Origin of the sequence: Cupriavidus sp. SHE, from assembly GCF_000812445.1 — a bacterium.
GTDB lineage: Bacteria > Pseudomonadota > Gammaproteobacteria > Burkholderiales > Burkholderiaceae > Cupriavidus > Cupriavidus metallidurans.
Genome location: NZ_JWMB01000037.1, coordinates 24,294 through 49,835, shown reverse-complemented (window position 1 = coordinate 49,835; position 25,542 = coordinate 24,294). Strand labels below are relative to the sequence as shown.

27 protein-coding genes and 1 riboswitch are annotated in these 25,542 nt (G+C 65.3%); of the genes, 21 read left to right on the top strand and 6 right to left on the bottom strand.

Annotated elements, in window-relative coordinates:
• The 3 genes from RN01_RS18405 to RN01_RS18395 all read left to right on the top strand — a co-directional run bounded on the left by RN01_RS18405 (window position 1) and on the right by RN01_RS18395 (window position 2,547).
• The gene (locus tag RN01_RS18405; protein WP_008648498.1) at window positions 1-849 is read left to right on the top strand and encodes a thiazole synthase; all 849 of its coding nucleotides are present in this window, start codon (window positions 1-3) and stop codon (window positions 847-849) included.
• Complete coding sequence (locus RN01_RS18400; protein ID WP_024569277.1) at window positions 846-1,976, top strand: thiamine phosphate synthase; 1,131 nt, start codon at window positions 846-848, stop codon at window positions 1,974-1,976. The genes RN01_RS18405 and RN01_RS18400 overlap by 4 nt, the downstream gene beginning before the upstream one ends.
• A gap of 136 nt (window positions 1,977-2,112) precedes the next feature.
• Window positions 2,113-2,547: a PaaI family thioesterase gene (locus tag RN01_RS18395; RefSeq protein ID WP_008648494.1), complete on the top strand. Its 435-nt coding sequence runs from the start codon at window positions 2,113-2,115 to the stop codon at window positions 2,545-2,547.
• Here RN01_RS18395 and RN01_RS18390 read toward each other — a convergent pair.
• Window positions 2,544-2,987, bottom strand: coding sequence for a PGDYG domain-containing protein (locus tag RN01_RS18390; RefSeq protein ID WP_017513896.1), 444 nt, complete (start codon window positions 2,985-2,987; stop codon window positions 2,544-2,546). The genes RN01_RS18395 and RN01_RS18390 overlap by 4 nt on opposite strands.
• A 20-nt stretch (window positions 2,988-3,007) precedes the next feature.
• The gene (gene thiD, locus RN01_RS18385) at window positions 3,008-3,838 is read right to left on the bottom strand and encodes a bifunctional hydroxymethylpyrimidine kinase/phosphomethylpyrimidine kinase (protein WP_024569278.1); all 831 of its coding nucleotides are present in this window, start codon (window positions 3,836-3,838) and stop codon (window positions 3,008-3,010) included.
• A gap of 85 nt (window positions 3,839-3,923) precedes the next feature.
• Window positions 3,924-3,997, top strand: a riboswitch (S-adenosyl-L-homocysteine riboswitch).
• A 138-nt stretch (window positions 3,998-4,135) separates the two neighbouring features.
• Here thiD and ahcY point away from each other — a divergent pair.
• From ahcY to RN01_RS18360, 5 genes are all read left to right on the top strand, one after another.
• Window positions 4,136-5,554, top strand: a complete 1,419-nt coding sequence (gene ahcY / locus RN01_RS18380) for an adenosylhomocysteinase (protein WP_008641860.1) — start codon at window positions 4,136-4,138, stop codon at window positions 5,552-5,554.
• Window positions 5,555-5,700: 146 nt separating this feature from the next.
• Entirely contained in the window at window positions 5,701-6,048 is a 348-nt protein-coding gene (locus RN01_RS18375) for a phage holin family protein (protein WP_011515080.1), read from the top strand.
• Between the two features lie 47 nt (window positions 6,049-6,095).
• Window positions 6,096-6,926: a methylenetetrahydrofolate reductase [NAD(P)H] gene (metF, locus tag RN01_RS18370; RefSeq protein ID WP_017513898.1), complete on the top strand. Its 831-nt coding sequence runs from the start codon at window positions 6,096-6,098 to the stop codon at window positions 6,924-6,926.
• Between the two features lie 6 nt (window positions 6,927-6,932).
• Window positions 6,933-7,295, top strand: coding sequence for a TfoX/Sxy family protein (locus RN01_RS18365; RefSeq protein ID WP_017513899.1), 363 nt, complete (start codon window positions 6,933-6,935; stop codon window positions 7,293-7,295).
• A gap of 51 nt (window positions 7,296-7,346) precedes the next feature.
• The gene (locus RN01_RS18360) at window positions 7,347-8,165 is read left to right on the top strand and encodes a Mut7-C RNAse domain-containing protein (protein WP_017513900.1); all 819 of its coding nucleotides are present in this window, start codon (window positions 7,347-7,349) and stop codon (window positions 8,163-8,165) included.
• Here the strand turns inward: RN01_RS18360 and RN01_RS18355 are convergent.
• Window positions 8,162-8,770 carry a 5-formyltetrahydrofolate cyclo-ligase gene (locus RN01_RS18355; protein WP_024569280.1) on the bottom strand — a complete coding sequence of 203 codons (609 nt, stop codon included), beginning with the start codon at window positions 8,768-8,770 and terminating at the stop codon, window positions 8,162-8,164. The two genes, RN01_RS18360 and RN01_RS18355, sit on opposite strands and share 4 nt — an antisense overlap.
• Before the next feature lie 138 nt (window positions 8,771-8,908).
• On the opposite strand from RN01_RS18355, the gene RN01_RS18350 reads away from it, so the two are divergent.
• The 4 genes from RN01_RS18350 to RN01_RS18335 all read left to right on the top strand — a co-directional run bounded on the left by RN01_RS18350 (window position 8,909) and on the right by RN01_RS18335 (window position 14,105).
• Window positions 8,909-10,876: a lytic transglycosylase domain-containing protein gene (locus tag RN01_RS18350; RefSeq protein ID WP_017513837.1), complete on the top strand. Its 1,968-nt coding sequence runs from the start codon at window positions 8,909-8,911 to the stop codon at window positions 10,874-10,876.
• 100 nt (window positions 10,877-10,976) lie between these two features.
• Complete coding sequence (locus tag RN01_RS18345) at window positions 10,977-11,999, top strand: complex I NDUFA9 subunit family protein (RefSeq protein ID WP_017513838.1); 1,023 nt, start codon at window positions 10,977-10,979, stop codon at window positions 11,997-11,999.
• A gap of 168 nt (window positions 12,000-12,167) precedes the next feature.
• Window positions 12,168-12,857: a glutathione S-transferase family protein gene (locus RN01_RS18340; protein WP_017513839.1), complete on the top strand. Its 690-nt coding sequence runs from the start codon at window positions 12,168-12,170 to the stop codon at window positions 12,855-12,857.
• 3 nt (window positions 12,858-12,860) lie between these two features.
• Window positions 12,861-14,105, top strand: coding sequence for a multifunctional CCA addition/repair protein (locus tag RN01_RS18335; RefSeq protein ID WP_017513840.1), 1,245 nt, complete (start codon window positions 12,861-12,863; stop codon window positions 14,103-14,105).
• 26 nt (window positions 14,106-14,131) lie between these two features.
• Here the strand turns inward: RN01_RS18335 and RN01_RS18330 are convergent, their stop codons facing one another.
• Together RN01_RS18330 and RN01_RS18325 are read right to left on the bottom strand one after the other, a co-directional pair.
• Window positions 14,132-14,326, bottom strand: coding sequence for a DUF2905 domain-containing protein (locus RN01_RS18330; RefSeq protein ID WP_008641842.1), 195 nt, complete (start codon window positions 14,324-14,326; stop codon window positions 14,132-14,134).
• A gap of 16 nt (window positions 14,327-14,342) precedes the next feature.
• The gene (locus tag RN01_RS18325; RefSeq protein ID WP_024569281.1) at window positions 14,343-15,539 is read right to left on the bottom strand and encodes a class I SAM-dependent methyltransferase; all 1,197 of its coding nucleotides are present in this window, start codon (window positions 15,537-15,539) and stop codon (window positions 14,343-14,345) included.
• Between the two features lie 16 nt (window positions 15,540-15,555).
• Here RN01_RS18325 and RN01_RS18320 point away from each other — a divergent pair, with 16 nt between their 5' ends.
• From RN01_RS18320 to ttcA, 3 genes are all read left to right on the top strand, one after another.
• Window positions 15,556-16,374: an SDR family oxidoreductase gene (locus RN01_RS18320; protein ID WP_024569282.1), complete on the top strand. Its 819-nt coding sequence runs from the start codon at window positions 15,556-15,558 to the stop codon at window positions 16,372-16,374.
• A gap of 21 nt (window positions 16,375-16,395) precedes the next feature.
• A complete protein-coding gene (locus tag RN01_RS18315) occupies window positions 16,396-16,794 on the top strand; it encodes a dihydroneopterin aldolase (protein ID WP_024569283.1) in 399 nt (132 codons plus the stop codon).
• Between the two features lie 115 nt (window positions 16,795-16,909).
• On the top strand, window positions 16,910-17,854 hold the full coding sequence (ttcA, locus tag RN01_RS18310; RefSeq protein WP_024569284.1) for a tRNA 2-thiocytidine(32) synthetase TtcA: 945 nt from the start codon (window positions 16,910-16,912) through the stop codon (window positions 17,852-17,854).
• Window positions 17,855-17,883: 29 nt separating this feature from the next.
• Here ttcA and RN01_RS18305 read toward each other — a convergent pair whose 3' ends face one another.
• On the bottom strand, window positions 17,884-18,690 hold the full coding sequence (locus RN01_RS18305; protein WP_035834751.1) for a DUF6279 family lipoprotein: 807 nt from the start codon (window positions 18,688-18,690) through the stop codon (window positions 17,884-17,886).
• A 287-nt stretch (window positions 18,691-18,977) separates the two neighbouring features.
• Here RN01_RS18305 and glmU point away from each other — a divergent pair, with 287 nt between their 5' ends.
• The 6 genes from glmU (at window position 18,978) to RN01_RS18275 (ending at window position 25,540) form a co-directional block, all read left to right on the top strand.
• Window positions 18,978-20,342 (top strand): bifunctional UDP-N-acetylglucosamine diphosphorylase/glucosamine-1-phosphate N-acetyltransferase GlmU, encoded by a 1,365-nt coding sequence (gene glmU / locus RN01_RS18300; protein ID WP_008641833.1) that lies wholly within the window; start codon window positions 18,978-18,980, stop codon window positions 20,340-20,342.
• 14 nt (window positions 20,343-20,356) lie between these two features.
• Entirely contained in the window at window positions 20,357-22,195 is a 1,839-nt protein-coding gene (gene glmS / locus RN01_RS18295; protein ID WP_011515093.1) for a glutamine--fructose-6-phosphate transaminase (isomerizing), read from the top strand.
• Between the two features lie 604 nt (window positions 22,196-22,799).
• Entirely contained in the window at window positions 22,800-23,225 is a 426-nt protein-coding gene (locus RN01_RS18290; RefSeq protein WP_017515846.1) for a type IV pilin protein, read from the top strand.
• Complete coding sequence (locus tag RN01_RS18285; RefSeq protein ID WP_029699753.1) at window positions 23,225-23,824, top strand: GspH/FimT family pseudopilin; 600 nt, start codon at window positions 23,225-23,227, stop codon at window positions 23,822-23,824. The genes RN01_RS18290 and RN01_RS18285 overlap by 1 nt, the downstream gene beginning before the upstream one ends.
• Window positions 23,811-24,296: a prepilin-type N-terminal cleavage/methylation domain-containing protein gene (locus RN01_RS18280; protein WP_024569286.1), complete on the top strand. Its 486-nt coding sequence runs from the start codon at window positions 23,811-23,813 to the stop codon at window positions 24,294-24,296. The genes RN01_RS18285 and RN01_RS18280 overlap by 14 nt, the downstream gene beginning before the upstream one ends.
• Entirely contained in the window at window positions 24,293-25,540 is a 1,248-nt protein-coding gene (locus RN01_RS18275) for a PilW family protein (protein ID WP_080672726.1), read from the top strand. The genes RN01_RS18280 and RN01_RS18275 overlap by 4 nt, the downstream gene beginning before the upstream one ends.
• The last annotated feature ends 2 nt before the right edge of the window (window positions 25,541-25,542 follow it).

The window sequence follows — 25,542 nt, the reverse complement described above, 5'->3', positions numbered from 1 at the left end:
ATGACATTCGAACCAACTGAAACCCTGCGCGACCCGTTCGTGCTGTACGGGGAATCGTTTGCGTCGCGCCTGCTGCTCGGCACGGCACGCTACCCGTCCCCCGCCACGCTGCAGGCGGCCGTGGAAGCCTCGCGTCCGGCCATGATCACGGTGGCGCTGCGCCGTCAGACCGCCGTGGGCAGCGGTGATGGCCAGACGCTCGGCGGCGAGACCTTCTGGCAGATGCTGCGCACGCTGGGCGTGCCGGTGCTGCCCAATACCGCCGGCTGCTTCACGGCGCAGGAAGTGATCACCACGGCGATGATGGCCCGCGAGGTATTCGAGACCGACTGGATCAAGCTGGAACTGATCGGCGACGACTACACGCTGCAGCCCGACACGCTCAACATGCCGGCCGTGGCCGAAACGCTGGTCAAGGAAGGCTTCAAGGTGCTGCCGTACTGCACCGAGGACCTCGTGCTGTGTCGCCGCCTGCTAGACGTCGGTTGCCAGGCGCTGATGCCGTGGGCTGCCCCGATCGGCACTGGCCGTGGCGCAGTGAACCCGCACGCGATGCGCACGCTGCGCGACCGTCTGCCCGACACCCCGCTGATCGTCGATGCCGGCCTCGGCCTGCCGTCGCATGCGGCGCAGGTGCTGGAGTGGGGCTACGACGGTGTGCTGCTCAATACGGCCGTGGCCCAGTCCGCGTATCCGGTGAACATGGCGCGCGCGTTCGCGCTGGCCGTGGAAGCCGGGCGCACCGCCTACCTGGCCGGCCCGATGCCCGAGCGCGAGGTGGCCCAGGCCAGCACGCCCGTGGTGGGGATGCCGTTCTGGCACGCCGAAGGCGCGGAGGACCGCGCATGACACGTCAGGGTGTTGCCGCGGCCATCGACGCCGCGCTGTTCGATGACTTGATGGCGCGTTACGCCGCGATGTTTGGCCGTGACGAAACGCCATGGCGCATCTGGTCGGCGGCGAATGCTCCCGCCGCGCTCGATCGCCATGACGTGGTGCTGTCCGATGGCGAGGCCACGGGGGATCTGATCGATCGCGTGGTGGCCGCCGATGCTGTGCTGATCGAATCGGAGCGCGAAGGCGGCCGCTGGATCGACACCGTGCGCTCACCGATGGGTACCTGGGTGCTCGACGTGCGGGCCGACGACGACACGCCGCATTCGCCCGCGTTCGTGGCCGTGCTGCGTGCCGCGTTGTCGCTGCACTTTCCGGCGCACGACGCCCTGTGCATCGCCCGCGCCTGGCAACCGGGCGCCACGGCCTGGCCGAACGATTTCGCACGCTTTCCGCAGGTGCGACATGCCGCGCTGGTGCCGCCGGGCCAGACCGCGCAGCCCTTCGCGCCTTGTCCGCCCGATCTCGGTCTCTATGCCGTGATGCCCAGCGCGGCATGGATCGAGACGCTCGTGCCGCTGGCCGTGCCGACCGTGCAGTTGCGCTTCAAGTCAGACGATGCCGACGCGGTGAAGCATGAAGTGGCGCGCGCGGCGAAGGCCGCCAAGGGTTCGCAGTCGCGCCTGTTCATCAACGATCACTGGCGTGTGGCGATCGATCACCACGCAGCTTGCGGTGGCGACAGCGGCATCTACGGGATTCATCTCGGGCAGGAGGATCTGGACGACGCCGACCTCGACGCGATCCGCGCGTCGGGCCTGCGCCTCGGGGTGTCCACGCACGGCTATGCGGAAATGCTGCGCGTGGCCGCGATCTCGCCGAGCTACCTCGCGCTTGGCGCGATCTTCCCGACCACCACCAAGGTCATGCCGACCCAGCCGCAGGGCATGGGCCGCTTCCAGTCCTACGTGGCGTTGATGCAGCCCGTGATCCCGTCGCTGGTTGGCATAGGCGGGGTGAACGCAGGCAACATGGGGGAAGTGCTGGCGGTGGGCGTCGGCAGCGCCGCCGTGGTGCGTGCGATCACGGAAGCCAGCGATGTGCCGGCGGCGGTGGCGGGGCTCAACGCCTTGTTTGCCTGACCCGGACGTAGACTTTGGGCGCTGACCGGCCAGCCCGGCTGGTGGCGCCCGGCAATTGCGCATATCCTCTTTCGCTCACCATTAAAGGACTGAGGTTCCGCACTACGGAACGGAACCCTGCAGAGAGGAAACAGCAGTGAACGAGATCATCCCCGCCGCACCGGGCACCCCCGATAAGCCTTACTTCGGCATCGACATTCCGTTGATGCGCCTGCTGGGCCTGCAGCCCGTGCATATGGAAGAGGGTCTGTGCCGCACGCGTCTGCCGGCCAATCCAAACGTGGTGAACAGCCGGGGCGATGTGCATGGCGGCACCCTGATGGCGGTGCTCGACTTCACGCTGAGCGGTGCGGCACGGTCTCATGCCCCGCTGGAGACCGGCGTCATCACGATCGACATGTCCACGCATTTCCTGTCCGCCGCACGCGGCGAGCTGACGTTCGAGGCGCGCATCATGCGTCGTGGCGCCAAGATCGCCTTCTGCGAAGGTGAGGCACGCGACGCGACGGGCACGCTCTGCTGCGTGGCCCGCGCATCGTTCAAGCTCGTGAAGCTGGTAGGCGGCGATTAATCTTTCGGACCGTCCGCCGGACGGTACACCGCTTCAAATCGCGCGCGCTCGGTGATGCCATAGTCGCCGGGCGCGTATTGCATCAGCCAGTCGCCCGGCTTGCCGGTCAGCACATCGCCGCCGGTCGAACGCGCAATCGCGAATGCGTGCGGCATCTCCTTGGCCAGCACCGGCACCGGCTTGTTGCGATAGGGGCCGGACTCGCCATGGGCGTTCGGCCCCACCGCCACATACCGCGGGTCGAAGCGCCCGCGCGAAACCACCCAGCGATCGCCGGTGGCGCCGGTCACGATCGCGTCGCCCGGCTGATAGCGGTTTGGGCCCTCGCGGCTAATCAGTTCTCCCGGCTCGGTGGCAAAGGCCACCTGCACCGTTTCATCCTTGACGTACCAGTTGGCGGCGCGGTCTTCGCGCAGGTCGATGTTGGTCAGTGTCTGCATGGTTTTCGCGATTCTCGCGATCAGCCCAGCGCCCGTGGCGCGAAGCTGTGATTGAGGGGGCCGTTGCCGCCGCCAAGGCGCAGCCGGGCGCCCGAGCTGATGGCTTGCGCGACGAAGTCGAGCGCGGCGGCGACTGCATCGGGCAGCGCGTCGTCCCGGGCGAGCTGCGCCGCGATGGCGGCGGCCAGCGTGCAGCCGGTGCCGTGCAGGTTCGGCGTATCGACGCGCGGATGGGTGTAGACGCGCACGGTGCCGTCGGCCAGCATCAGCAGGTCGTCCAGGCCCAGGCTGCCGGGGCCGTCGTCTTCCAGGTGGCCGCCCTTGAGCAGCACCGCCTTGCAACCGAGCGCAAGCAGGTCCGCTGCGGCCGCCTCCATTTCGGCGCGGCGCGTGATGCGGCGGCCCAGCAGGTATGACGCCTCAGGCAGATTCGGCGTGACCAGCATCGCGCGCGGAAACAGCAGTTTCACCATCGCCTGGCTGGTCGCGTCGTCGGACAGCGTGGCGCCCGAGGTCGAAATCATCACCGGGTCCACCACGAGCTTGCGGATGCCGTGCCGATCCACCGCCCCGGCCACGGCCTCGACGATGGCCGCGGTTCCCAGCATGCCGGTCTTGGCCGCGTCCACGCCGATGTCGCTGGCCACGGCGTCGATCTGCGCGGCCACCATCTCGGCCGGTATGGCGTGGACGCCGGTCACGCCGAGCGTGTTCTGAGCCGTGATCGCGGTGATCGCGCTCATGCCGAAACATCCCAGTGCCGCGAACGTCTTCAGATCGGCCTGGATACCGGCCCCGCCTCCGGAGTCGGATCCGGCGATGGTCAGGGTGCGGGGTGGCGTGGGGAGCATGTGCAAGGTGAGGAGAGACGGAGAAAGACCGGAAAAATGTGCCTGTTCACGCCGCAAGGCGCGGACAGGCACGCTACAATACCGCCACTCCGAGGAGCGTTGCAACGGATGGCCTCGCCTTCCGCCAGGCTCGGAATGTTTCAACGGCGCTCGCAGTTCCGTGGTTCGCACGGACGCGAGTCGACCTGTCCGCCCGCCATGCCAAGTGCTGGCGCGGCCATCGGCACCCCATCGGGGCAGCCGTCATCTTGTCGCCCTCCCGTTTCTTGCGTAACCACTTCAACTACGGAGTGACGTATGAACGCAGTGACCGACCTGAAGCAAGACTACATCGTGGCCGATATCGGCCTGGCCGGCTGGGGCCGCAAGGAAATCGCCATCGCCGAGACCGAAATGCCCGGTCTGATGGCCATTCGCGACGAATTCGCCGCCGCGCAGCCGCTCAAGGGCGCGCGCATCGCCGGTTCGCTGCACATGACGATCCAGACCGCCGTGCTGATCGAAACCCTCAAGGCACTGGGCGCCGACGTGCGCTGGGCCTCGTGCAACATCTTCTCGACGCAGGATCACGCCGCCGCCGCCATCGCCGCGTCGGGCACGCCCGTGTTCGCCTTCAAGGGCGAATCGCTGAAGGAATACTGGGACTTCACGCACCGCATCTTCGACTGGGCCGACGGCGGCACGCCGAACATGATCCTGGACGATGGCGGCGACGCCACGCTGCTGCTGCACCTGGGTGCCCGCGCCGAGAAGGATGCGTCGCTGATCGCCAAGCCGACCAGCGAGGAAGAAACCTTCCTGTTCGCGGCCATCAAGGAAAAGCTGGCCAAGGATTCGACCTGGTACAGCCGCAACCTGGCCGCCATTCGCGGCGTGACCGAGGAAACGACCACCGGCGTGCACCGTCTGTACCAGATGGCGCAAAAGGGTGAACTGAAGTTCCCGGCCATCAACGTCAACGACTCGGTGACCAAGAGCAAGTTCGACAACCTCTACGGCTGCCGCGAATCGCTGGTGGACGGCATCAAGCGCGCCACCGACGTGATGATCGCCGGCAAGATCGCCGTGGTTGCCGGCTACGGCGACGTGGGCAAGGGCAGCGCCCAGGCCCTGCGCGCGCTGTCCGCGCAAGTGTGGGTGACCGAGATCGATCCGATCTGCGCGCTGCAGGCCGCCATGGAAGGCTACCGCGTGGTGACGATGGACTACGCCGCCGAGCACGGTGACATCTTCGTGACCTGCACCGGCAACTACCATGTGATCACGCACGACCACATGGCCAAGATGAAGGACCAGGCCATCGTCTGCAACATCGGCCACTTCGACAACGAGATCGACATCGCATCGGTCGAGAAGTACGAATGGGACGAGATCAAGCCGCAGGTTGACCACGTCAAGTTCCCGGACGGCAAGAAGATCATCATCCTGGCCAAGGGCCGTCTGGTGAACCTGGGCTGCGCCACGGGCCACCCGTCGTACGTGATGAGCAGCTCGTTCGCCAACCAGACGATCGCCCAGATCGAACTGTGGGCCGAACGTGACAGCGGCAAGTACCCGGTTGGCGTGTACGTGCTGCCGAAGCACCTGGACGAAAAGGTCGCGCGCCTGCAGCTCCGGAAGCTGAACGCGCAACTGACCGAGCTGACCGAGCAGCAGGCGGCCTACATCGGCGTGAAGAAGGAAGGCCCGTACAAGGCCGACCACTACCGCTACTGATCGGCCACGGCTCTCGCCCCCGGCGCGGCTCCCCGCTCCCGCGCGGGAGCGGCGCCGGGGGAGAGGGCGCCGCGCTGGCCGTGCGACACGGCGTCATCAAGACCGTGCACAATTAGTGTCATCCAACCAAAAACAAAGGAGTTGCAATGAGACTGTTGGCCGTATGGATCATCAATGCCGCAGCGTTGTTCCTGGTGGGTTACCTGATCAGCGGGGTCCATCTTGGCAGCTTCGGCTCCGCCATGATTGCCGCGCTGGTGCTGGGCCTCGTCAATGCGCTGATTCGACCGATCCTCGTCATCCTGACGCTTCCGGTCACGCTGCTGACGCTGGGCCTGTTCATCTTCGTCATCAACGCGCTGCTGTTCCTGTTCGTGGGCAACCTGCTGCAGGGATTCGTCGTGGACGGCTTTGGTCCGGCGCTGCTCGGCTCGATCTTGTACAGCGTGATTGCGTGGATCCTGGCCAGCGTGCTGCTGGGCGAGCGCAACTGACGCGTTGAGACTCTTTTTCTGGGCGCCGCCACGGCGGCGTGCCAACCATGACTGATCGTTACTTCAGCTTCGAATTCTTCCCGCCCAAGACGGCGGAGGGCGCGGAGAAACTGCGCAATACGCGCGCGCAGCTTGCGCCGCTGCAGCCCAAGTACATCTCGGTGACGTTCGGCGCCGGCGGTACCACGCAGCAGGGCACGCTCGATGCCGTGCTGGAGATCCAGCGCGAAGGTATCGAGGCCGCGCCGCACTTGTCCTGCGTGGGCTCCACGCGCGACAGCATCCGGCAGATTCTCCAGACCTATCGCGATGGCGGCATCCGCCACATCGTGGCCCTGCGCGGCGACATGCCGTCGGGCATGGGCGAGATCGGCGAGTTCCGCTATGCCAACGAACTCGTCGAGTTCATCCGCGCGGAAACCGGTGACTGGTTCAACATCGAAGTGGCCGCCTATCCCGAGTACCACCCGCAGGCCCGTTCGCCGCGTCACGACCTGGAAAACTTCGTGCGCAAGGTCAAGGCCGGCGCGGATTCGGCGATCACGCAGTACTTCTTCAACGCCGATGCGTACTTCCGCTTCGTCGACGACGTGCGCGCGATGGGCGTGGAAGTGCCGATCGTGCCCGGCATCATGCCGATCACGAACCACTCTCAGCTGATGCGCTTTTCCGAGATGTGTGGCGCCGAAGTGCCGCGCTGGGTGGCCAAGCGGCTCGAGTCGTTCGGCGATGACAAGGAAGCAATCCGCGCCTTCGGCCTGGACGTGGTGACCGACCTGTGCACGCGCCTGCTCGATGCAGGCGTGCCGGGCCTGCACTTCTACACGCTCAACGCCGCCGGCGCGACCAAGGCGATCTGGCAGCGCCTGAAGCTGTAATTCCCGATGCCCGCCGCGCGCCGCCCGGACCCATTCGTCGAGCACCTGCTCGAGCTGATGACGCCACTGGCGGCCAACATCGGGGCCATCACGGCCAAGCGGATGTTCGGCGGGCATGGCCTGTTCTACGACGGCCTGATGTTCGCGCTCATCAGTGACGGCCAGTGTTTCCTGAAGGCCGATGACGTCACGCTGGCGCGCTTCGAGGCCGAGGGCAGCGAGCCGTTCCGGTATCAGTCCGCGCGCCGCGAGGTGACGATGCGTCACTACCTGAGCCTGCCAGCCGCGTGCCTGGAATCGCCCGCAGCGATGACACCTTGGGCGCGCATGGCCGTGGAAGCCGCGTTACGTCTGGGTAACGCGCGCTGACCAGCTGGCCACCTGGTCACTGGCGTGGCCGTTGGTGTCATACTCGGCGGCATGGTCACCGCCACATTCCGTTTCTACGAGGAACTGAACGACTTCCTGGCGCCGGCACAACGTCGCCGGGATCTGTCGTGCCCCTGCGCGCGCGCCGCCACGGTCAAGCACATGATCGAAGCGCTGGGCGTGCCGCATACCGAGGTGGAGCTGATTCTCGTCAACGGTGAGTCGTCGCCGTTCGAGCGCATCGTGTGCGACGGCGACCGCATCGCGGTTTACCCAAAATTCGAATCGTTCGATATCGCGCCGCTGCTACGTGTCCGCGAGCAACCGCTGCGCGAAATCCGCTTCGTGGCGGACGCCCATCTCGGCGGCCTGGCGCATCTGCTGCGCATGACCGGCTTCGATACGCTCTATGACAACCACTTCGAAGACAGCGAGATCGCCCGCATCGCCTCGGACGAGAAGCGCATCGTACTGACGCGCGACCGCGAACTGCTCAAGCGTCGCGGCATCACCCACGGCTGCTACGTGCGGGCGATCCGGTCGTCATTGCAGGTCAGGGAGATCTTTTCCAGACTGGACCTGGCTCGCAGCGCCAGGCCATTCTCGCTCTGCCTCGATTGCAACGTGCCCCTGCGTCGTATTGGCAAGACCGATGTGGATGGGCGCGTGCCGGAAGGGGTGTTCGAGCGCCATGAGCATTTCGTCACCTGCCCGCATTGCCAGCGCGTGTTCTGGGAAGGATCGCACTGGCGCAAGATGCGGACGCTGGTGGAGGAACTGATGAGCGCCCAGGCCGACCAGGTGGCCCCAGCTGGCTCAGGTAGCTCAGGTAGCTCAGGTAGCTCAGGTAGCTCAGGTAGCAATAGCTAGCGCGCCCCTAGTTCCGTGACCAGCCAGTCCATCGGCAGGTCATGCGACGCTGCCTGCAGCGGCACCTCGCACGCGGCAAAGCCGATCCCGATCGCTATCGGCGTGGCGTTCGCGGCAGCCATGGCCGCCAGCGTGCGGTCGTAGAAGCCGCCGCCGTATCCGAGGCGGAACTTATCGGCGCTGAATCCGACACATGGAATGAGCAGCGCGTCGGGCGTCACGGCGCCGGTGCCATCGGGCACCGGAATGCCGTACTGGCCTGCGCGCATTGTTGTGTCCGGCGTCCACGCATGGAAATCGAGCGGTGCGGCGGGCCGGCTCACGACGGGCAGGGCGGCCATGCGGCCGGGCATGGCGGCCAGCCATCGGGCCACGGTGTCGCGTGCGTCGAATTCCTGCTGGATCGGCCAGTAGAACCCCAGTCGTTGCACGCCGAGACGTTCGAGCAGTGGCGCGAGCGCTGCCGCGATCTGTGCATCCGCCGTCTCTCGATCGGGTAGCGCGGCGCGCAGCGCGAGCAGCCGGCGGCGCAAGGCGCGACGGTCCTCAGGGGCCGTGAAATAAAGGCTGTCCGGCCCGTTGTCCGGTGCTTGGTTTGGCGGCATGGCGTGCAATAATGGCCATCGAACAGACATTTGAAAACAATGCTGGACGCGCAAATGAAGATGCGCGCCGGTGGTATGAATCACGAATCCTGCGTGCCTGTCGCGTGACAGGCGCGCACCCAACAAGGAATACCAAGAATGCCGAAGGGAGTATATCTGCGCCGTGCCGGGCGCTTCGCCTGGCTTGCGTTCGCAGGTGCGCTGCTGGCTACCCCAGTCTACGCGCAGAAACGTACGGCGACGCCCCAGAAAGCGGTACAGCAGCAACCGGCCGCCCTGACGATTCCGTCGGACCCGGACGATGCCTTCGTCGCGCTGCGCGAGGCCGCCCGCAAGAATGACGCGGACCGCGCCGCGGCCATCTCGGCCACGCTGGTCGACTATCCGATTCCGTCGTACGTCGAATACTTCCGCATCAAGTCGCAGATGTTCGACTCGAGCGGCCAGCCCCTGATCGATACGCCGGATGCCGAGATCAGTGCGTTCCTGCAACGCTACCAGGGCGAGGCGATTGCCGACCGGATGCGCAATGACTGGCTGCTGGTGCTGGGCAAGAAGCGCGACTGGGCCAACTTCGATGTCCAGTATCCGCAGTTCGTATTGAAGGACGATACGCAGGTGGAGTGCTACGCGCTGCTGTCGCGCGCGCTCAAGGGCCAGATCGTGGCCGCCGATGCGCGTGCGATGCTGGTCGATCCGCGCTACTACGGCGACGGCTGTGTCGACCTGATCAGCTACATGGCGCAGAGCCAGCAGATCCAGCGCGGCGACGTGGCTTTCCAGGCACGCCAGGCGCTGGAGCAGAACTACACGACGCTGGCCGGCAAGATCGCCGCAGCGTTGCCCGATGCGCGCGTGGATGGCGATTCGCTGGCCACCGTGGTCAAGATGGCACGTAATGATCCCTCGCAGGCGGCCGCATACATGGGCACGATCTCGGGCAACCTGTCGCGCGACGAGCAGGGCGCGGCCTGGGGCGTGATTGGCCAGTTCGCGGCCAAGAAGCTGATGCCGGAGGCTGCCGGCTACTACCGTCGCCAGATGGACCTGGGCGGTAACCAGTGGCTGTCCGATGAGTCGCAGGAATGGCGCGTGCGGGCCGCGTTGCGTCAGGGCGACTGGAAGCAGGTGCGCCAGTCCATCGAATCGATGCGTCCCGAGCTGCGTGCCAAGGATCCGGCATGGACGTACTGGTACGCGCGCGCGCTCAAGGCCGATGGCCGTGGCAGCGATGCCCAGCAGCAGTTCCAGTCGATCGCCGGCCAGTTCAATTTCTATGGCCAGCTGGCCAGCGAGGAACTGGGCAACCGCATCACGATTCCGACGCGGACCACGGTCACCGATGCCGAGGCGATGGCGATGCGCTCGCGCGCCGGCTTCACGCGCGCCAAGAAGTTCTATGACCTGAACCTGCGCTTCGAAGGCAACCGCGAGTGGAACTGGGAACTGCGCGGCATGAACGATCGTGACCTGCTGGCCGCGGCCGAGTACGCGCGCAAGATCGAACTGCTCGACCGTACCGTCAATACGTCCGATCGCACCAAGGCCGAGCACGATTTCACGCAGCGCTTCCCGATGCCGTACCGGGACATCATGCAGCGTGCCACGGACGATGTCGGCCTCGACATGGCATGGGCCTATGGCCTGATCCGTCAGGAATCGCGCTTCATCATGAATGCGCGTTCGTCGGCGGGCGCGCATGGCCTGATGCAGGTGATGCCGGCCACGGCCAAGTACGTCGCGCGCAAGATCGGCATGACCGATTTCTCGCCTTCGATGATGGGAGACCCCAACATCAACATCATGCTCGGCACCAACTACATGAGCATGGTGCTGACCGATCTGGACAGCTCCTGGACGCTGGCGTCCGCCGGCTACAACGCCGGTCCGGGACGGCCCAAGGCGTGGCGTACCAGCCTGTCGCGACCGGTGGAAGGCGCGATCTTTGCAGAGACGATCCCGTTCACCGAGACGCGGAACTACGTGAAGAATGTGCTTTCGAACGCCACGTACTATGCTGCTTTAATGAGTGGCCGGCCCCAGTCCCTGAAAGACCGTCTGGGAATGGTCGCGCCGTCAGCGGTCACGACGACCAGCCTCCCCTGAGCCTGACGAGGCACTCTCGCACTCAGACGGGGGCGGTGGGCCCCGTGGCCACGGACGCGCGCATCGATGCCTGCGTAACGTGTTCGTCACGGAGCCCACCATGCAGACCAGCAATGTTCTTGTCATCGGGGGCGCCGGTTTCATCGGCAGCCACCTGATTTCCCGCCTTGCCGGCGCAGCCACCGCCTCTGGCGCGCCGCTCGATCCGGCCTCCAATCCCGATAGTCCCATCGCGCCCGAACGCATCATCGTCGGCACGCGCAATGTCGAGCACGCCCAGCACCTGCTGCTGCTGCCGCGCGTCGAAGTGATCGAACTTGGCCTGGCCGACGCCGCAGTGCTCGACGACGCCATCGGCTCGCTTGGCGTCGACGGTATCGTCGTCAATCTGGTCGGCGTCCTGCATGGCGAGCGTGGCGACCCGTATGGGCCGCAGTTCGCCGCCGCGCATGTCGATCTGCCGCGCCAGGTCGTCGAGTCCTGCAAGCGCACTGGCGTTCGCAGGCTGCTTCATATGAGCGCGCTCGGCGCCGATCCACAAGGACCGTCGATGTATCTGCGCAGCAAGGGCGATGGCGGGCGGATCGTGCGCGAAAGCGGGCTCGACTGGACGATCTTCCGTCCGTCGGTCGTATTCGGTCCCGACGACCATTTCCTGAACCTGTTCGCCCAGTTGCAGCAGATGGCGCCGGTGGTGCCGCTGGCGTGCGCCCATGCGCGGTTCCAGCCGGTGTTCGTGCTGGACGTGGTGCAGGCCTTCGTCAATGCGATGGTCCATCCCGAAACGATCGGGCAGGTCTACGAGCTTGGCGGTCCGCAGGTCTACACGCTCGAGGAACTCGTCCGCTTTGCCGGCCGCGCGTCGGGGCATCCCCGTCCCGTCATCGCGCTACCCGACGCGCTCGCGCGGATGCAGGCGGCGGTGCTCGAACACGTGCCCGGTGGCACGGTGCTGTCGCGCGACAATCTCGACTCGATGCGGCTGGACAACGTGCTGGCGCACCCGATGGCGGCCGAGCTTGGCGTGCGCCCGGTCAGCCTGGAAGTCGTGATGACCGACGTGCTGTCCGGCCGCAATCGCGACAGCGCGCTGCAGTTCATGCGGGGCAGCGTGCATCGATAACCGGGGCTAGCGCCCGATCGATGTGATTGTGGCTCACACGCTTGCGAGCGTAATTCGCTTGGAATGCGCCCGGCGAGGTCGATAGAATGACCGGTTCGGGGCGCGCGCGTCGCTTTCCGCACGTTCACCGCCCGAAAACCTTTTCGACCCTCGCCCCAAGGATCTGCGATGAAGCTCGTCATCGGCAACAAGAACTACTCTTCCTGGTCGCTGCGCCCGTGGCTGTTGCTGCGCCACGCCGGCATTGCCTTCGAGGAAATCGCGGTACGTCTGTTCACAAAGGAGTTCGCGGCCGAGATCGCGCGTTATTCGCCGGCTGGCAAGGTACCGGCGCTGATCGATGGCGACGTGACGGTATGGGATTCGCTGTCGATCAGCGAGTATGTCGCCGAACGCTTTCCGGAGAAGGCCCTGTGGCCGAAGGACGCCGCCGCGCGCGCGCTGGCGCGTTCGATCTGCGCCGAGATGCATTCCGGGTTTGGCAACCTGCGCAGCCAGATGCCGATGAACGTGACGGCAATGCTGCCGGGGCTGGGCTGGAACGTCGCCGTGCAGCGTGACATCGACCGCATCGCGTCGATCTGGACCGATCTGCGCACGCGCTACGCGTCCGAGGGTCCGTTCCTGTTCGGCGGCTTTACGATTGCCGACGCGTTCTACGCGCCGATAGTCAGCCGCTTTGCCACCTACGGCGTGCATCTGCCCGAAGCCGCCAAGGCGTACGCTGACTTCGTGCTGGCGCTGCCCGCGATGCAGGAATGGGCGGCGGCGGCACGCGAGGAACGGGACTTTGTCCCGGCCGATGAACCGTATCGCACCGAGCCGGATCGTCCGGACGCGATCATCGTTTTGGGTTGATTCATGCAGGTGTACGCAGTGGGCGGCGCCGTCCGCGACCAGTTGCTCGGAAAGCCGAGCCAGGACCGTGACTACGTGGTGGTGGGCGCCACGCCCGCGGACATGGAGGCCGCCGGCTTCAAGCCGGTGGGCAAGGATTTCCCCGTCTTCCTCCATCCGCAGACCAAGGCCGAGTACGCGCTGGCGCGGACCGAACGCAAGACCGCGGTCGGCTACAAGGGCTTTGCCTTCTATACCGGCGCCGACGTGACCCTGGAAGAGGATCTCGTGCGGCGCGACCTGACCATCAACGCGATGGCCCAGGCGGTGGACGAGCATGACAACCTCGTCGGCCCGGTGATCGACCCCTATGGCGGCCAGAAGGACCTGGCCGCGCGCAAATTCCGCCACGTGTCCGACGCCTTCGCCGAGGATCCGGTGCGTATCCTGCGCGTGGCGCGTTTCGCGGCGCGCTTCCACGATTTCACGGTGGCGCCGGAGACCGTCGCGCTGATGCGCAAGATCGTCGACGCGGGCGAGGTGGATGCGCTGGTGCCCGAGCGCGTCTGGCAGGAACTGTCTCGCGGGTTGATGGAGGCAAAGCCGTCACGCATGTTCGACGTGCTGCGCGAATGCGGCGCGCTGGCCCACCTGTTGCCGGAACTCGATCGCCTATGGGGCGTGCCCCAGCGCCCGGAATATCATCCCGAAGTCGATACCGGCGTGCACGTGATGATGGTGATCGACTACGCGGCCAGCGTCGGCGCATCACTGCCGGTGCGCTTTGCCGCGATGGCGCACGACCTCGGCAAGGGCACCACGCCCGAAGACATGCTGCCCCGGCACATCGGCCACGAGCAACGTGGCGTCAAGTTGCTTGAAGCCATCTGCCAGCGCCTGCGCGTGCCGAACGATTGCCGCGAGCTGGCCCTGGTGGTGGCGCGCGAGCACGGCAATATCCATCGCAGCACTGAGTTCGGCGCGGCGGCACTGACGCGGCTGGTCGAGCGTTGCGACGCGCTGCGCAAGCCGGAGCGGTTCGCCGAGGCGCTGCTGGCCTGCGAGGCCGATGCGCGTGGACGCCTGGGTTTTGCGGATAAGGACTACCCGCAGGCGGCTCGCCTGCTGGCTGCGCGCGACGCGGCGGCATCCGTGGACGCTGGCGCGATTGCCAAGGCTTGCGGGGACAACGTCGACCAGATCAAGGACCGGGTGCACAAGGCCAGGGTGGCGGCGGTGGCGCAGCGGCTGGGAATGGCGGAGGAATAGGGGGCCAGACATAGGGGGCCCGCCCCCTACAGCAGCTTCCCGATCACCAGCGCCGCCAGCGACAGCAGGATCGTCGACGCGAACGGCAGCACGTACTCGCGGCCGAACAAGCGGAACCGGACATCGCCCGGCAGGCGTCCCAGCCCGATCTTCTGCAGCCACGGCAGCGAGGCTGACAGCACGATCACGCAGAGAAAGATGGTGAACGTCCAGCGCAACATGGCGACCCGGGCTCCCTTAGAGTGCGAAGCTGCGGTCGCCGCGCGCGAAGCCGTCTAGCGGCATGGCGTCGTCGATGCCGCGGGTGAGGGCGATGACCTTGAACAGCTCGCCCATCTCGGCTTCCGACAACAGCTTCTGCACCGCATTGGCCTGCGGCAGGAACGCGCGGGCATCGCTCGGGTCGAGCGACATCATCAGATCCGTGATGCCGGCATTCATCAGGAAGCGCGCCTGCGAGGCGTAGCCGGACACTTGCAGGCCAGCCTCCACGGCCGCCTGGGCGATTCCGCTGAAATTCACGTGCGCGGTGATGTCCTGCAGTCCGGGGTAGAGGAACGGATCGGGGTGGGCGTGATGACGGTAATGGCACATCAGCGTGCCGCCGGTACGGTGTGGATGGTAGTACTCGGACGCCGGGAAACCATAGTCGATAAAGAACGCTGCGCCGCGCGCCAGCAGCGCGCCCACGGCGCGGGTGAATCCTTCCGCTTCGGCATGGGTCTCGGTGACGATGTCGTGGTCGCCCGGAATCCCGAGCAGTACCGCGGGGATCGCGTCGTTCTCCAATGGCCGGTCTTCGAAGGCGAAGGCCTCGGCGCCTGCCCTTCCATCCTTCGCGCAGACCACGCCACGCTCGTGCCAGTGGCCGCCAGTACGCGCGTAGAGCCGCACCGGCATCGCATCGAGCACTTCGTTGCCGACCACCACACCCTCGAAGCGGTCCGGCAGGGCGTCCAGCCAGGTGACGCGCCCGGCCAGATGCGGGGCCCGCTGGTCCAGCGTGGCCTGCTGGCGCGCGCGCAGTTCACCGGACAGTTCAACGATCTGGTAGGTGTCTGGCAGCGCATCCTCGGTTTCGAGCGCGAGCAGCAGGTCGGCGGCCAGCCGGCCGGTGCCTGCGCCGAATTCCATGACGCGCGGCAGGTTCATTCTGACCAGCGGCGCGAACTGGCGTGCCAGCGTGCGGGCGAAGAACGGCGTCAGTTCGGGGGCGGTGATGAAGTCGCTACCGTCGTTGACGTCGCGGCCGAACTTGGCCGCACCGCCGCTGTAGTAGCCCAGCCGGGGGGCGTAGAGTGCCAGCGACATGAATCGGTCGAAGCCGATCCAGCCGCCCGCTGCGTCGATGGCGCCGGCAATACAGATGGAAAGGGCCGCGGAGGCGTCCAGCGCATCTGCGGAGGGAAGGGGTAGACTAGCGACTTTCTGCATACCGCGAATTGTAGCAATGCCAGATTCTCAGACTACGGGCACTTCACAGGCTTCGGGCGTCAAATCTCGTGGCGTGGCGCTGGTCACCGGCGGCGCGCGCCGCCTGGGCCGTGCCATCGCCCTCGAACTTGCCGCACAAGGCTGGGACGTTGCCGTTCACTGCAACCGCTCGCGCGACGAAGCGGACGCGCTGGCCACCCAGATCCGCGGCCTCGGTCGCCGCGCCGCCGTGCTGCAGGCCGACCTGTCGGATGAAGCCGCCACGGCCCGGTTGATCCCCGCCTGCATCGACGCCCTTGGCGTGCCGGCCTGCCTGGTCAACAACGCGTCGCTGTTCCAGTACGACGTGGCGACGAGCTTCTCCTATGGGTCGCTCGACACGCACATGCGCACCAACGTGGCGGCCCCGCTGCTGCTGGCGCGTGAGATGCACAAGGCGCTTGGCGCCGATGGCAACGAGACCGGGCAGCTCGGCGTTGTGATCAACCTGCTCGACCAGAAGCTGAACAACCTGAATCCAGATTTCCTGTCGTACACGCTGTCGAAGTCTGCGCTGCAGACTGCCACGGTGCAGCTTGCGCAGGCACTGGCGCCGCGTCTGCGTGTGGTGGGCGTCGCGCCCGGCATCACGCTGGTGTCCGGCGACCAGTCCGACCCGGGCTTCGTCCGCGCCCATGGGATGACGCCGCTGGGCAAGTCGTCCACGCCGGAAGACATCGCGCAGGCCGTGGCCTACCTGGCCGTGGCGCGCGCTGTTACCGGCACCACGTTGTACGTCGACGGAGGCCAGCACCTGATGCCGCTGGCCCGCGACGTGATGTTCCTTACTGAATAAGCTGTTTCTGATTTGCCAGCCATGACCTTTGCCGCCCTCTCCCATCCCAGCCTGCAAAACTGCCGTCGCATGTTCCTGCGCAACTATGAAGTGCAGATCAACATTGGCGTGCACGAATTCGAGAAGAAGGGCGAACAGCGCGTGCTCGTCAATATCGACCTGTTCGTGTCGCTGGCCGAGACCACGCCGCAGGCCGACAAGCTCGAGGAAGTGGTCGACTACGACTTCATGCGCAACACCGTGGCCGAGCGCATGGCGCATGGCCATATCCACCTGCAGGAAACGCTGTGCGACGACGTGGCGCGTGCCATGCTGCAGCATCCGAAGGTGCGCGCCGTGCGCGTGTCGACCGAAAAACCGGACGTCTACCCGGATTGCGATGCCGTCGGCGTGGAAGTGTTCCACGTCAAGCCCGCCTGATCTGGCCGCTCTGCCCGAGCGGGGCCGCGCAGCGCCGGGCGGTGGGCTCCAGTAGAATGTTGGCCCGTTGAAACCGGGCCATTGTTCAGCGCCCGTACTGATCCAGGTATGTCATATGAGTCACTCCGCTAACTTCTATCGTCTCGAAACCCGTCTGCAGTCGCTGACCGGCAAGGCCATCGGCGACTTCGGCATGATCGAAGACGGCGACACAGTGCTGGTCTGCATGAGTGGCGGCAAGGACTCCTACACGATGCTGTCGGTGCTGACGGCGCTTCAGAAACGGGCGCCGATCCAGTTCAAGCTGATTGCGATGAACCTGGACCAGAAGCAGCCCGGCTTTCCCGAGCATGTGCTGCCGGCATACCTGAAGTCACTCGGTGTGGAGTATGTGATCGTCGAGGCGGACACCTACTCGATCGTCAAGGAGAAGGTGCCCGAGGGCAAGACCACCTGCTCGTTGTGCTCGCGCCTGCGCCGCGGCGTGATCTATCGCACGGCCAAGGAGCTGGGCGCCAACAAGATCGCGCTGGGCCATCACCGCGACGACATCGTCAATACGTTCTTCCTGAACATGTTCTTCGGCGGCAAGATGAAGGCGATGCCGCCGAAGCTGGCCACCGACGACGGCCAGCACATCGTGATCCGGCCGCTGGCGTACTGCGCGGAGAAGGACATCGCGTCGTATGCGCGTGCCATGGCGTTCCCGATCATCCCGTGCAACCTGTGCGGCTCGCAGGAAAACCTGCAGCGCAAGAAGGTGAGCGAAATGCTGCAGGCATGGGAGCGCGAGAACCCGGGCCGGATCGACAACATCTTCTCGGCGCTACGCAACGTGGTGCCGTCGCACCTGGCTGATACGGACCTGTTCCCGTTCACGGGGCTGGCTACCGGGTTGGGCAAGATCGACGAGGCATCGCTGTTCGGCGAGACCACGTTCACGCAGCAGGCGCTGACCTTCACGGGCAATGTCGAGGCGAACCGGATGGAGTTCGTGCGCTTCGACAAAATCCAGAAGGTCCAGGAGGCGCCGGAACAGGCTTCGGAACCGTCGGCCTGACGCCTCCCCCCGCCTCCCCCAAAGGTTGGCTACTGTGACGCCCGCGTCGAGCGCCCGGGCTCGCGCATCAACGCCTGCACATCCTCGATCCATCCCTGGAAGCGCTTGACCGCGTGGGCCTTCTGTTCCGGCGTTGTCAGGTTGGCGATCGTCACCGTCAGGTTGATCCCCGCATCGGTACTCCGCTGCTGGCCCGTGGCCGGGCGCTGCCAGTCGTCGGCATAGTGGCGCAGCATCTCCTCGGCTTGGGCCTTGGGCGGGCGCGTCGTCGAGATTTCGCGCGCCAGCGCCACCCATTCCTGCTGGCGGCGCACGCGCTCGCTGTAACGGGCGTCGGCGTTCAGCATATAGGGCCCCATCGCATCGCGGATGGCCTTCTCCTGGTCGCGCGAGAAGCTGCCATAGACCAGCTTGGCATAGTCCATGATCTTGTCGAAGCGGGCATCGGTGCGCGCGTCGGCATCGGAGCCGAGGAACTGCTTGCGATATTTCGTATTGCTCTCGGCGAACTTTGTCTCCATCCGCTTGGTCTGGTCGGGCGATAGCGTGAGCATCAATTCTGCAAGGTCAGGAATCGTGTTCTCGTAGGCCTGACGTCCCAGCCGCTGGCTGTCCTGCTGGGCCTGCCGGACCATCGTGATATCGACGGGTCCGGCCACCTCGCCCTTGACCCTTGCAAGGACCTTGGCGACTTCCGGAAGCTGCGATCGTCGGTGCCACGCGAAGAATCGGGCGATGGCGTCGCGTGTCGGTACCTCCTGGGCATCCGAGACATCCACGTAGCGGTCCACCCACCAATAGGCGAGCCGGTCCCCCTGCTCGTAGCCCAGCTTCATGGCGTTGCAACCGCCAAGTATCGCGACGAACGTAAGTGTTGTGATTGCCACAAACACGCGACGTGACCAATTGTGAACAACGGTAACTCGACGTGATCGGGCCAGATCGGTCCGGGGGGGCATGCTAGAATCTGCGCGCATGTTTCCAGGGGTGGCGGATCGCCCGCCAGCCCAAGCGTGGCAACGGTTTGGGCGCGGCCAGCCAGTTCGGTGCACGGCCGGACGCGGCGCTCCCAGGCACGGATTCTCCAGCTTATTCTCAGACACACTCACTTAGGGACCTCCTTGTGAATATCGTCATTCTTGCCGCGGGCATGGGCAAGCGGATGAACTCCGCTCTGCCCAAGGTGCTGCACCCGGTGGCCGGCCAGCCAATGCTATCCCACGTCCTCGATACCGCGCGTACGCTGTCGCCGTCGCGGCTCGTGGTGGTGGTGGGTCATGGTGCCGAACTGGTGCGCAAAGCCGTTGGCGCGGACGATGTTGCCTTTGCCGAGCAGGCTCAGCAACTGGGCACCGGCCACGCCGTGATGCAGGCCCTGCCGCTGCTCGACGACAGCCAGCCCACGCTGGTGCTGTACGGCGACGTGCCGCTGACCTCGGTCGACACCCTGAAGGGCCTCGTGCAGGCCGCCGGCGCCGAGCGCCTGGGCGTGCTGACTGTCGAGATGCCCGATCCTACCGGATATGGACGGATCGTTCGTGACGCCGCCGGCAATATCGTGCGCATCGTCGAGCAGAAGGATGCCAGCGAAGACGTCCGCGCGATTCGCGAGATCAACACCGGCATTATCGTCTGCCCGACGGCGCATCTGCGCCAGTGGCTGGCCACGCTGCGCAACGACAACTCGCAGGGCGAGTACTACCTGACCGATACGATCGAGCGCGCCGTCAATGATGGCGTGGAGGTCGTGTCGGCCCAGCCGGCCGCGCTGTGGGAGACGCTCGGCGTCAACAGCAAGGTCCAGCTCGCCGAGATCGAACGTATTCACCAGCGCAACATTGCCCAGCGGTTGCTGGAGGCTGGCGTCACGCTGCTAGATCCGGCACGCATCGACGTGCGCGGCGAGCTAACCTGCGGGCGCGACGTCACCATCGACGTGGGCTGCGTGTTCGAGGGCCGCGTGCACCTGGAAGATGGCGTGTCCGTTGGCGCGCACTGCGTCGTTCGCAACACGACGATCGGCGCCGGCGCGCGTATCCAGCCGTTCTGCCACTTCGAGGACGCCAAGGTCGGGCCGGACGGACGCATAGGACCGTACGCGCGGCTGCGCCCGGGCACGGAACTCGGCCAGGACGTGCATATCGGCAATTTCGTCGAGATCAAGAACAGCCAGATCGCCGACCACAGCAAGGCCAATCACCTGGCCTACGTGGGCGACGCGACGGTGGGGCAGCGCGTCAATATTGGCGCGGGTACCATTACCTGCAATTACGATGGCGTGAACAAGCACCGCACGGTGCTCGAGGACGATGTGTTCATCGGCTCCGACACCCAGCTGGTGGCGCCGGTGACGGTGCGCCGCGGCGCCACGATTGGCGCGGGGACCACGCTGACCAAGGAAGCGCCGGCTGACAAGCTGACTTTGTCGCGCGCCAAGCAGATGACCCTGGATGCGTGGCAGCGTCCGGTCAAGCAACCGAAGAAATAAGAGGGGTTCAAAACATGTGTGGCATCGTTGGGGCGGTCTCTCACCGCAATATCGTTCCTGTCCTGATCGAAGGCCTGCGCCGCCTTGAGTACCGTGGCTATGATTCCTGCGGCGTGGCCGTGGTGCGTGACGGTATTCTCGAGCGCGCCCGTACCGTATCGCGCGTGGCCGAACTGGACGCGCAGACGCAGTCGTCTGGCCTGGCCGGCCACATCGGCATCGCGCATACGCGCTGGGCCACGCACGGCAAGCCGGACACCGTCAACGCCCACCCGCACTTCTCGGACGAGACCATCGCGCTCGTTCACAACGGCATCATCGAGAACTACGAGCCGCTGCGCGACGAACTGCGCGCGGTCGGGTACGGTTTCGAATCGCAGACTGATACCGAAGTGGTGGCGCACCTGATCCACCAGGCTTACACGTACCCGAGCAGCGCCACGCGAGGCGACCTGTTCGGCGCGGTGCGCGCGGTCACCAAGCGCCTGCATGGCGCCTACGCGATCGCCGTGGTGGCCAAGGACCAGCCGGACGTGGTGGTCGGCGCGCGCGCCGGCTCGCCGCTGGTGGTGGCACTGGGCGAGGACGAATCGTTCCTGGCCTCTGACGCGCTGGCCGTGGCCGGCACCGCCAACCGCATCATCTATCTGGAAGAGGGCGATGTGGTCGAGATCTCGCGCGGTGGCGCGCGGATTCGCGACGTGCACGACCACGAGGTCGAGCGCGAGGCGCGCGTGGTGGAAGCCCACGCCGCTGCGGTGGAACTGGGCCCGTACCGCCACTTCATGCAGAAGGAAATCTTCGAGCAGCCGCGCGCGCTGGGCGATACGCTGGAAGGCATCTCCGCGATCACGCCCGAGCTGTTCGGTGAGAACGCCGCGCAGGTGTTCTCGGAAATCGACAGTGTGCTGATCCTGGCCTGCGGCACGAGCTACTACTCGGGCTGCACGGCCAAGTACTGGCTCGAATCGATCGCGAAGATCCCGACCCAGGTGGAAGTGGCCAGCGAATACCGCTATCGCGACACCGTGCCGAACCCGCGCGCGCTGGTGGTGGTGATTTCGCAGTCGGGCGAGACGGCCGACACGATGGCCGCGCTGCGTCATGCCCGCTCACTGGGCCACACGCACACGCTGGCCGTCTGCAACGTGGCGACGAGCGCCATGGTGCGTGAGACCGAACTGAGCTTCCTGACGCGCGCCGGTACCGAGATCGGCGTGGCGTCGACCAAGGCCTTCACGACACAACTCGCCGCGCTGTACATGCTGACGCTGGCGCTGGCCAAGGTGCGCGGCTACCTGACCGATGCGCAGGAAGCCGAAGCCCTGACCAACCTCCGCCACCTGCCGGCTGCGCTGCATGGCGTGCTGGCGCTGGAGCCGCAGATCATCGCGTGGTCGGAAGACTTCGCGCGCCGCGAGAATGCGCTGTTCCTGGGGCGTGGCCTGCATTACCCGATCGCCCTGGAAGGCGCGCTCAAGCTCAAGGAAATCTCGTACATCCACGCTGAAGCCTATCCGGCCGGCGAACTCAAGCACGGCCCGCTGGCGCTCGTGACCGAGGCGATGCCGGTGGTGACCGTGGCGCCGAACGACGCGCTGCTGGAGAAGCTGAAGTCGAACATCCAGGAAGTGCGCGCCCGCGGTGGCCGTCTCTATGTGTTCGCCGACTCGGATACGCATATCCAGTCGTCGGATGGCATCCAGGTGATCCGGTTGCCGGAGCACTATGGTGCGCTGTCCCCGATCCTGCATGTGGTGCCGCTGCAACTGCTGGCGTATCACACCGCCTGCGCACGCGGTACCGACGTCGACAAGCCGCGCAACCTGGCCAAGTCGGTGACGGTGGAGTAAGTCCAGTTTGGACGGCAGGCCGTATCGTTGCTTGATCTCGGACGTGTCTGGCTTTGTGCGGGCAAATGAGTGCCGCTCATACGGCGGGGCGGTAGCCGCAGATGCCGGACGGCGTCTGCGGCCGGTTTTGGGCCGCCTTGCGGCAGTCATGGGAAGTTTCTTAGGCGTCTCTTTTCTTCCTCGAATTTCCCATTCAGACAGCGGTGTGTCCGGCCGGAGTGCTCGCCATTCGCATGGTTGCATCGACCCAACAGAAGAGCGTTGCGCGTTGATCCGGGGCTATTGACACTCGTAGGTCACATCGGCCACTATCGTGCCGTCCAATCCCGGCATTGCACTTGCCGGAAGTCGCGGACAACAGAATCAAAAGAACATAATCGGGTTATTGGGAGCAGCGCCTCGCCAGAGAGTGGGGCCTGTTGTCAGAAGAAACCGGGGGTCAAAATGAACAGGGTCAAGGCAACACTCGTCCAGTGTCCGCAGTCGATCATTCTCTGGCGACACTAGCATGCACGCGCCGCTCTGCAGCAACGCAAGCGCGCCGCACCGTTCCGACTTAGCAGCTTCCCGCTCAATCAGGAGGGGGGGGCCTCGTTCGGTAATCGTGCGTGCATCTGGATTTACGCTCATCGAAGTCATGGTGACGGTGGCCATCATCGCCATCCTGGCTGCGATTGCAATTCCAAACTACAGCGACTACGTCCTGCGCGGCCAGCTCGCCAATGCTACCAACATACTCGGGGGCATTCGGGCGCAGATGGAGCAGTACTATCAGGACAACCGCACATACGCGGCTTCCGGGACGTTCTCTCCCCCGTGCCAGTCGATTACCGCGGTTGCCCAGTTCACGTTGTCGTGCACGATTTCGAATAACGGCAACAGCTATCTCATGACCGCCACGGGCTCGGGGCCCACGGCCGGTTTCACCTATACGGTGAACGAAGCAAACGTGCAGCAGACCACCGCGGCGCGAACAGGCTGGAACACTTCCAATACCTGCTGGGTCACCAAACGAGGTCAGGTGTGCTGATGTACGCCGGCACACGGCGCGGCTTCACGCTGATCGAACTGATTACCACGGTCTCCGTGTTCGGCATTCTGCTGGCCATGGCCGCACCGAATTTCATGAGCTGGATCCGCGATGCGCAGGTACGTACCGCGGCGGAAGCGTTGCAGAACGGCCTGCGCGTTGCTCAGGCCGAGGCCGCGCGGCGCCATCGCCAGGTGGCACTGGTACTGACCAATGGCGCGACAGCGGCCGGGGCTGCTCCCCAGGCCAATGGCAAGAACTGGATCGTCAACGTCATTGCCAACACGCTCGCCGGGGATGGCTCCGACAGCAGCGCCGCATTGCTGGTGCAAAGCGGTGCGCTTGGCTCGGTGTCGCCGGCAGCGCAGATCACCGGACCGGCTGCAATTTGCTTCAATTCGCTGGGTCGGCTCACCACGCTGAACGACGGCACCTATAACTGCACCATCCCGGCAACCGGCGTGGTGACGTATAGCGTGACCAGCAGCCAGTCCACCGCGGCTCGCAATCTCAATGTGACAGTGAGCCTGGGCGGCTCGATTCGCATGTGCGATCCCGCCAAGTCGCTATCCCAGGGGGCACCCGATGCGTGTTCGTAGACGCGAGGCATACCGCATCCATCGCGCCCGGTGCCGGCAGTCCGGGATGACACTCATCGAGGTGCTGGTGTCGATGATTCTGCTGACCGTTGCCTTGTTGTCGATGGTGATCGCGCAGGCCCGCGTGTCGCAGATGTCGTCCGATGCCGAGGACCGCAACCGCGCCGCCATGCTGGCTAACGAGTTGGCGACGATGATGTGGCAGAACCGTACTGTCAGCCTGCCAGCCTCGGTCGTCTCCACGTGGCAAACGATGGTGGCCACCAATGTCAGCTACAGGAGTGCCACGACATCGAGCGCGGTGGGCAGTGGCCTGGGCGGCTTGCCCAATGGTACTGGCACGGTCTCCGTCAATGCCGCGACGAATACGGCCACCATCACGATAACCTGGCAGGCGCCGTCACGTGGCATCAACGCGGCGGCTGGCATGAGCGGCACAAGTCAGTACGTCACGCAGGTGGTGCTGCCATGACTACCCCAAGATCACGGACGAGGTTATCGCGTACCGCTCGCCAGACCGGTCTCAGCCTGATCGAGCTCATGGTGGTATTGGTGATCAGCATGATCATCGTGGGCGCGGTGTTCGGCATGATGAGTGTCTCCGAGGGGCGGAAGCGCACCACCATGTCCGTCAACGACATCAACCAGGGTGGCATGTTCGCCCTGTACCAGCTTGACAAGGCGGTACGCAGTGCCGGATCGGGATTCTCCCAGAACTGGCCGCTCACTTACGGCTGCCGCCTCAACGTCAACCTCAACGGGGACCAGATTTTGCCGCTGCCGGCGACCATCGCTGCGCCATTCACCGGCTTGCCGGCACAACTGGGCGGGTTGCGGCTGGCACCTGTGTTGATCGTGCAGAACGGCACGCCCTTGGCGACCGGAAGCTCCGACGTTCTTATCACGATGGCGGGCAATGCCGGCTTTGGCGAAATTCCCGCCGAGTTTTCGGGCACGGCGCCGGCGCTCGCAGGGAATGTGGTGAACCTCAGCCTGGTCAACACCATGACGTTCAACGACGGCAATCTGGTGTTGGTGGCGGACCGCAACGATGCACAAGGCAACGTACAGCCTTGCTATGTAGGCCAGGTGCAGACCGGCTTCACAGGCAGCGTGGCGGTACAACTTCCGCTTGCGGGGGCCTACAACGCTTCGGCTGGCAAGGATGGCGACGCCACCAGCATCTCCGCCACGGGCATCGCCATGAACTTGGGAAATGTCGGCGCGGGTAACCTGCCGGGATTTGCTGTCTACGGGGTTGGCGCAAACCAGACACTGATGTTCTACGACCTGTTGCAGTCGGGGGGCAACGGTTATGGCACAGTGCCGCTTGCAGATGGGGTGCTGGAAATGCATGCGCTATATGGCATCGATCCGAACAACAACGGCACCATCAGCTGGCAGGCCCCGACGGGGGCATTCGATGCCGCGCAGTTGTCGAACGGCAGCCAGACTGCCGCGGCGAACCTCTACGCGATCAAGGCCGTACGTATTGGACTGATACTGCGGACATCTCTGCCCGAGCGGGCGCAGGAGTTGATTGGGAGTGCCAGTGCGGCTACCGCGACCGGTGTCGTTAGCCCGGGTCCGCTGGTGCTTTTTGCCGATGTGCCGGGTCTGTCCTATACCCGCACGCTGCAGGGCGCGGAACAGAACTATCGCTACCGCGTTTTCGAAACCACCATTCCCTTGCGCAACACGTTGTTGCAACGCTGACG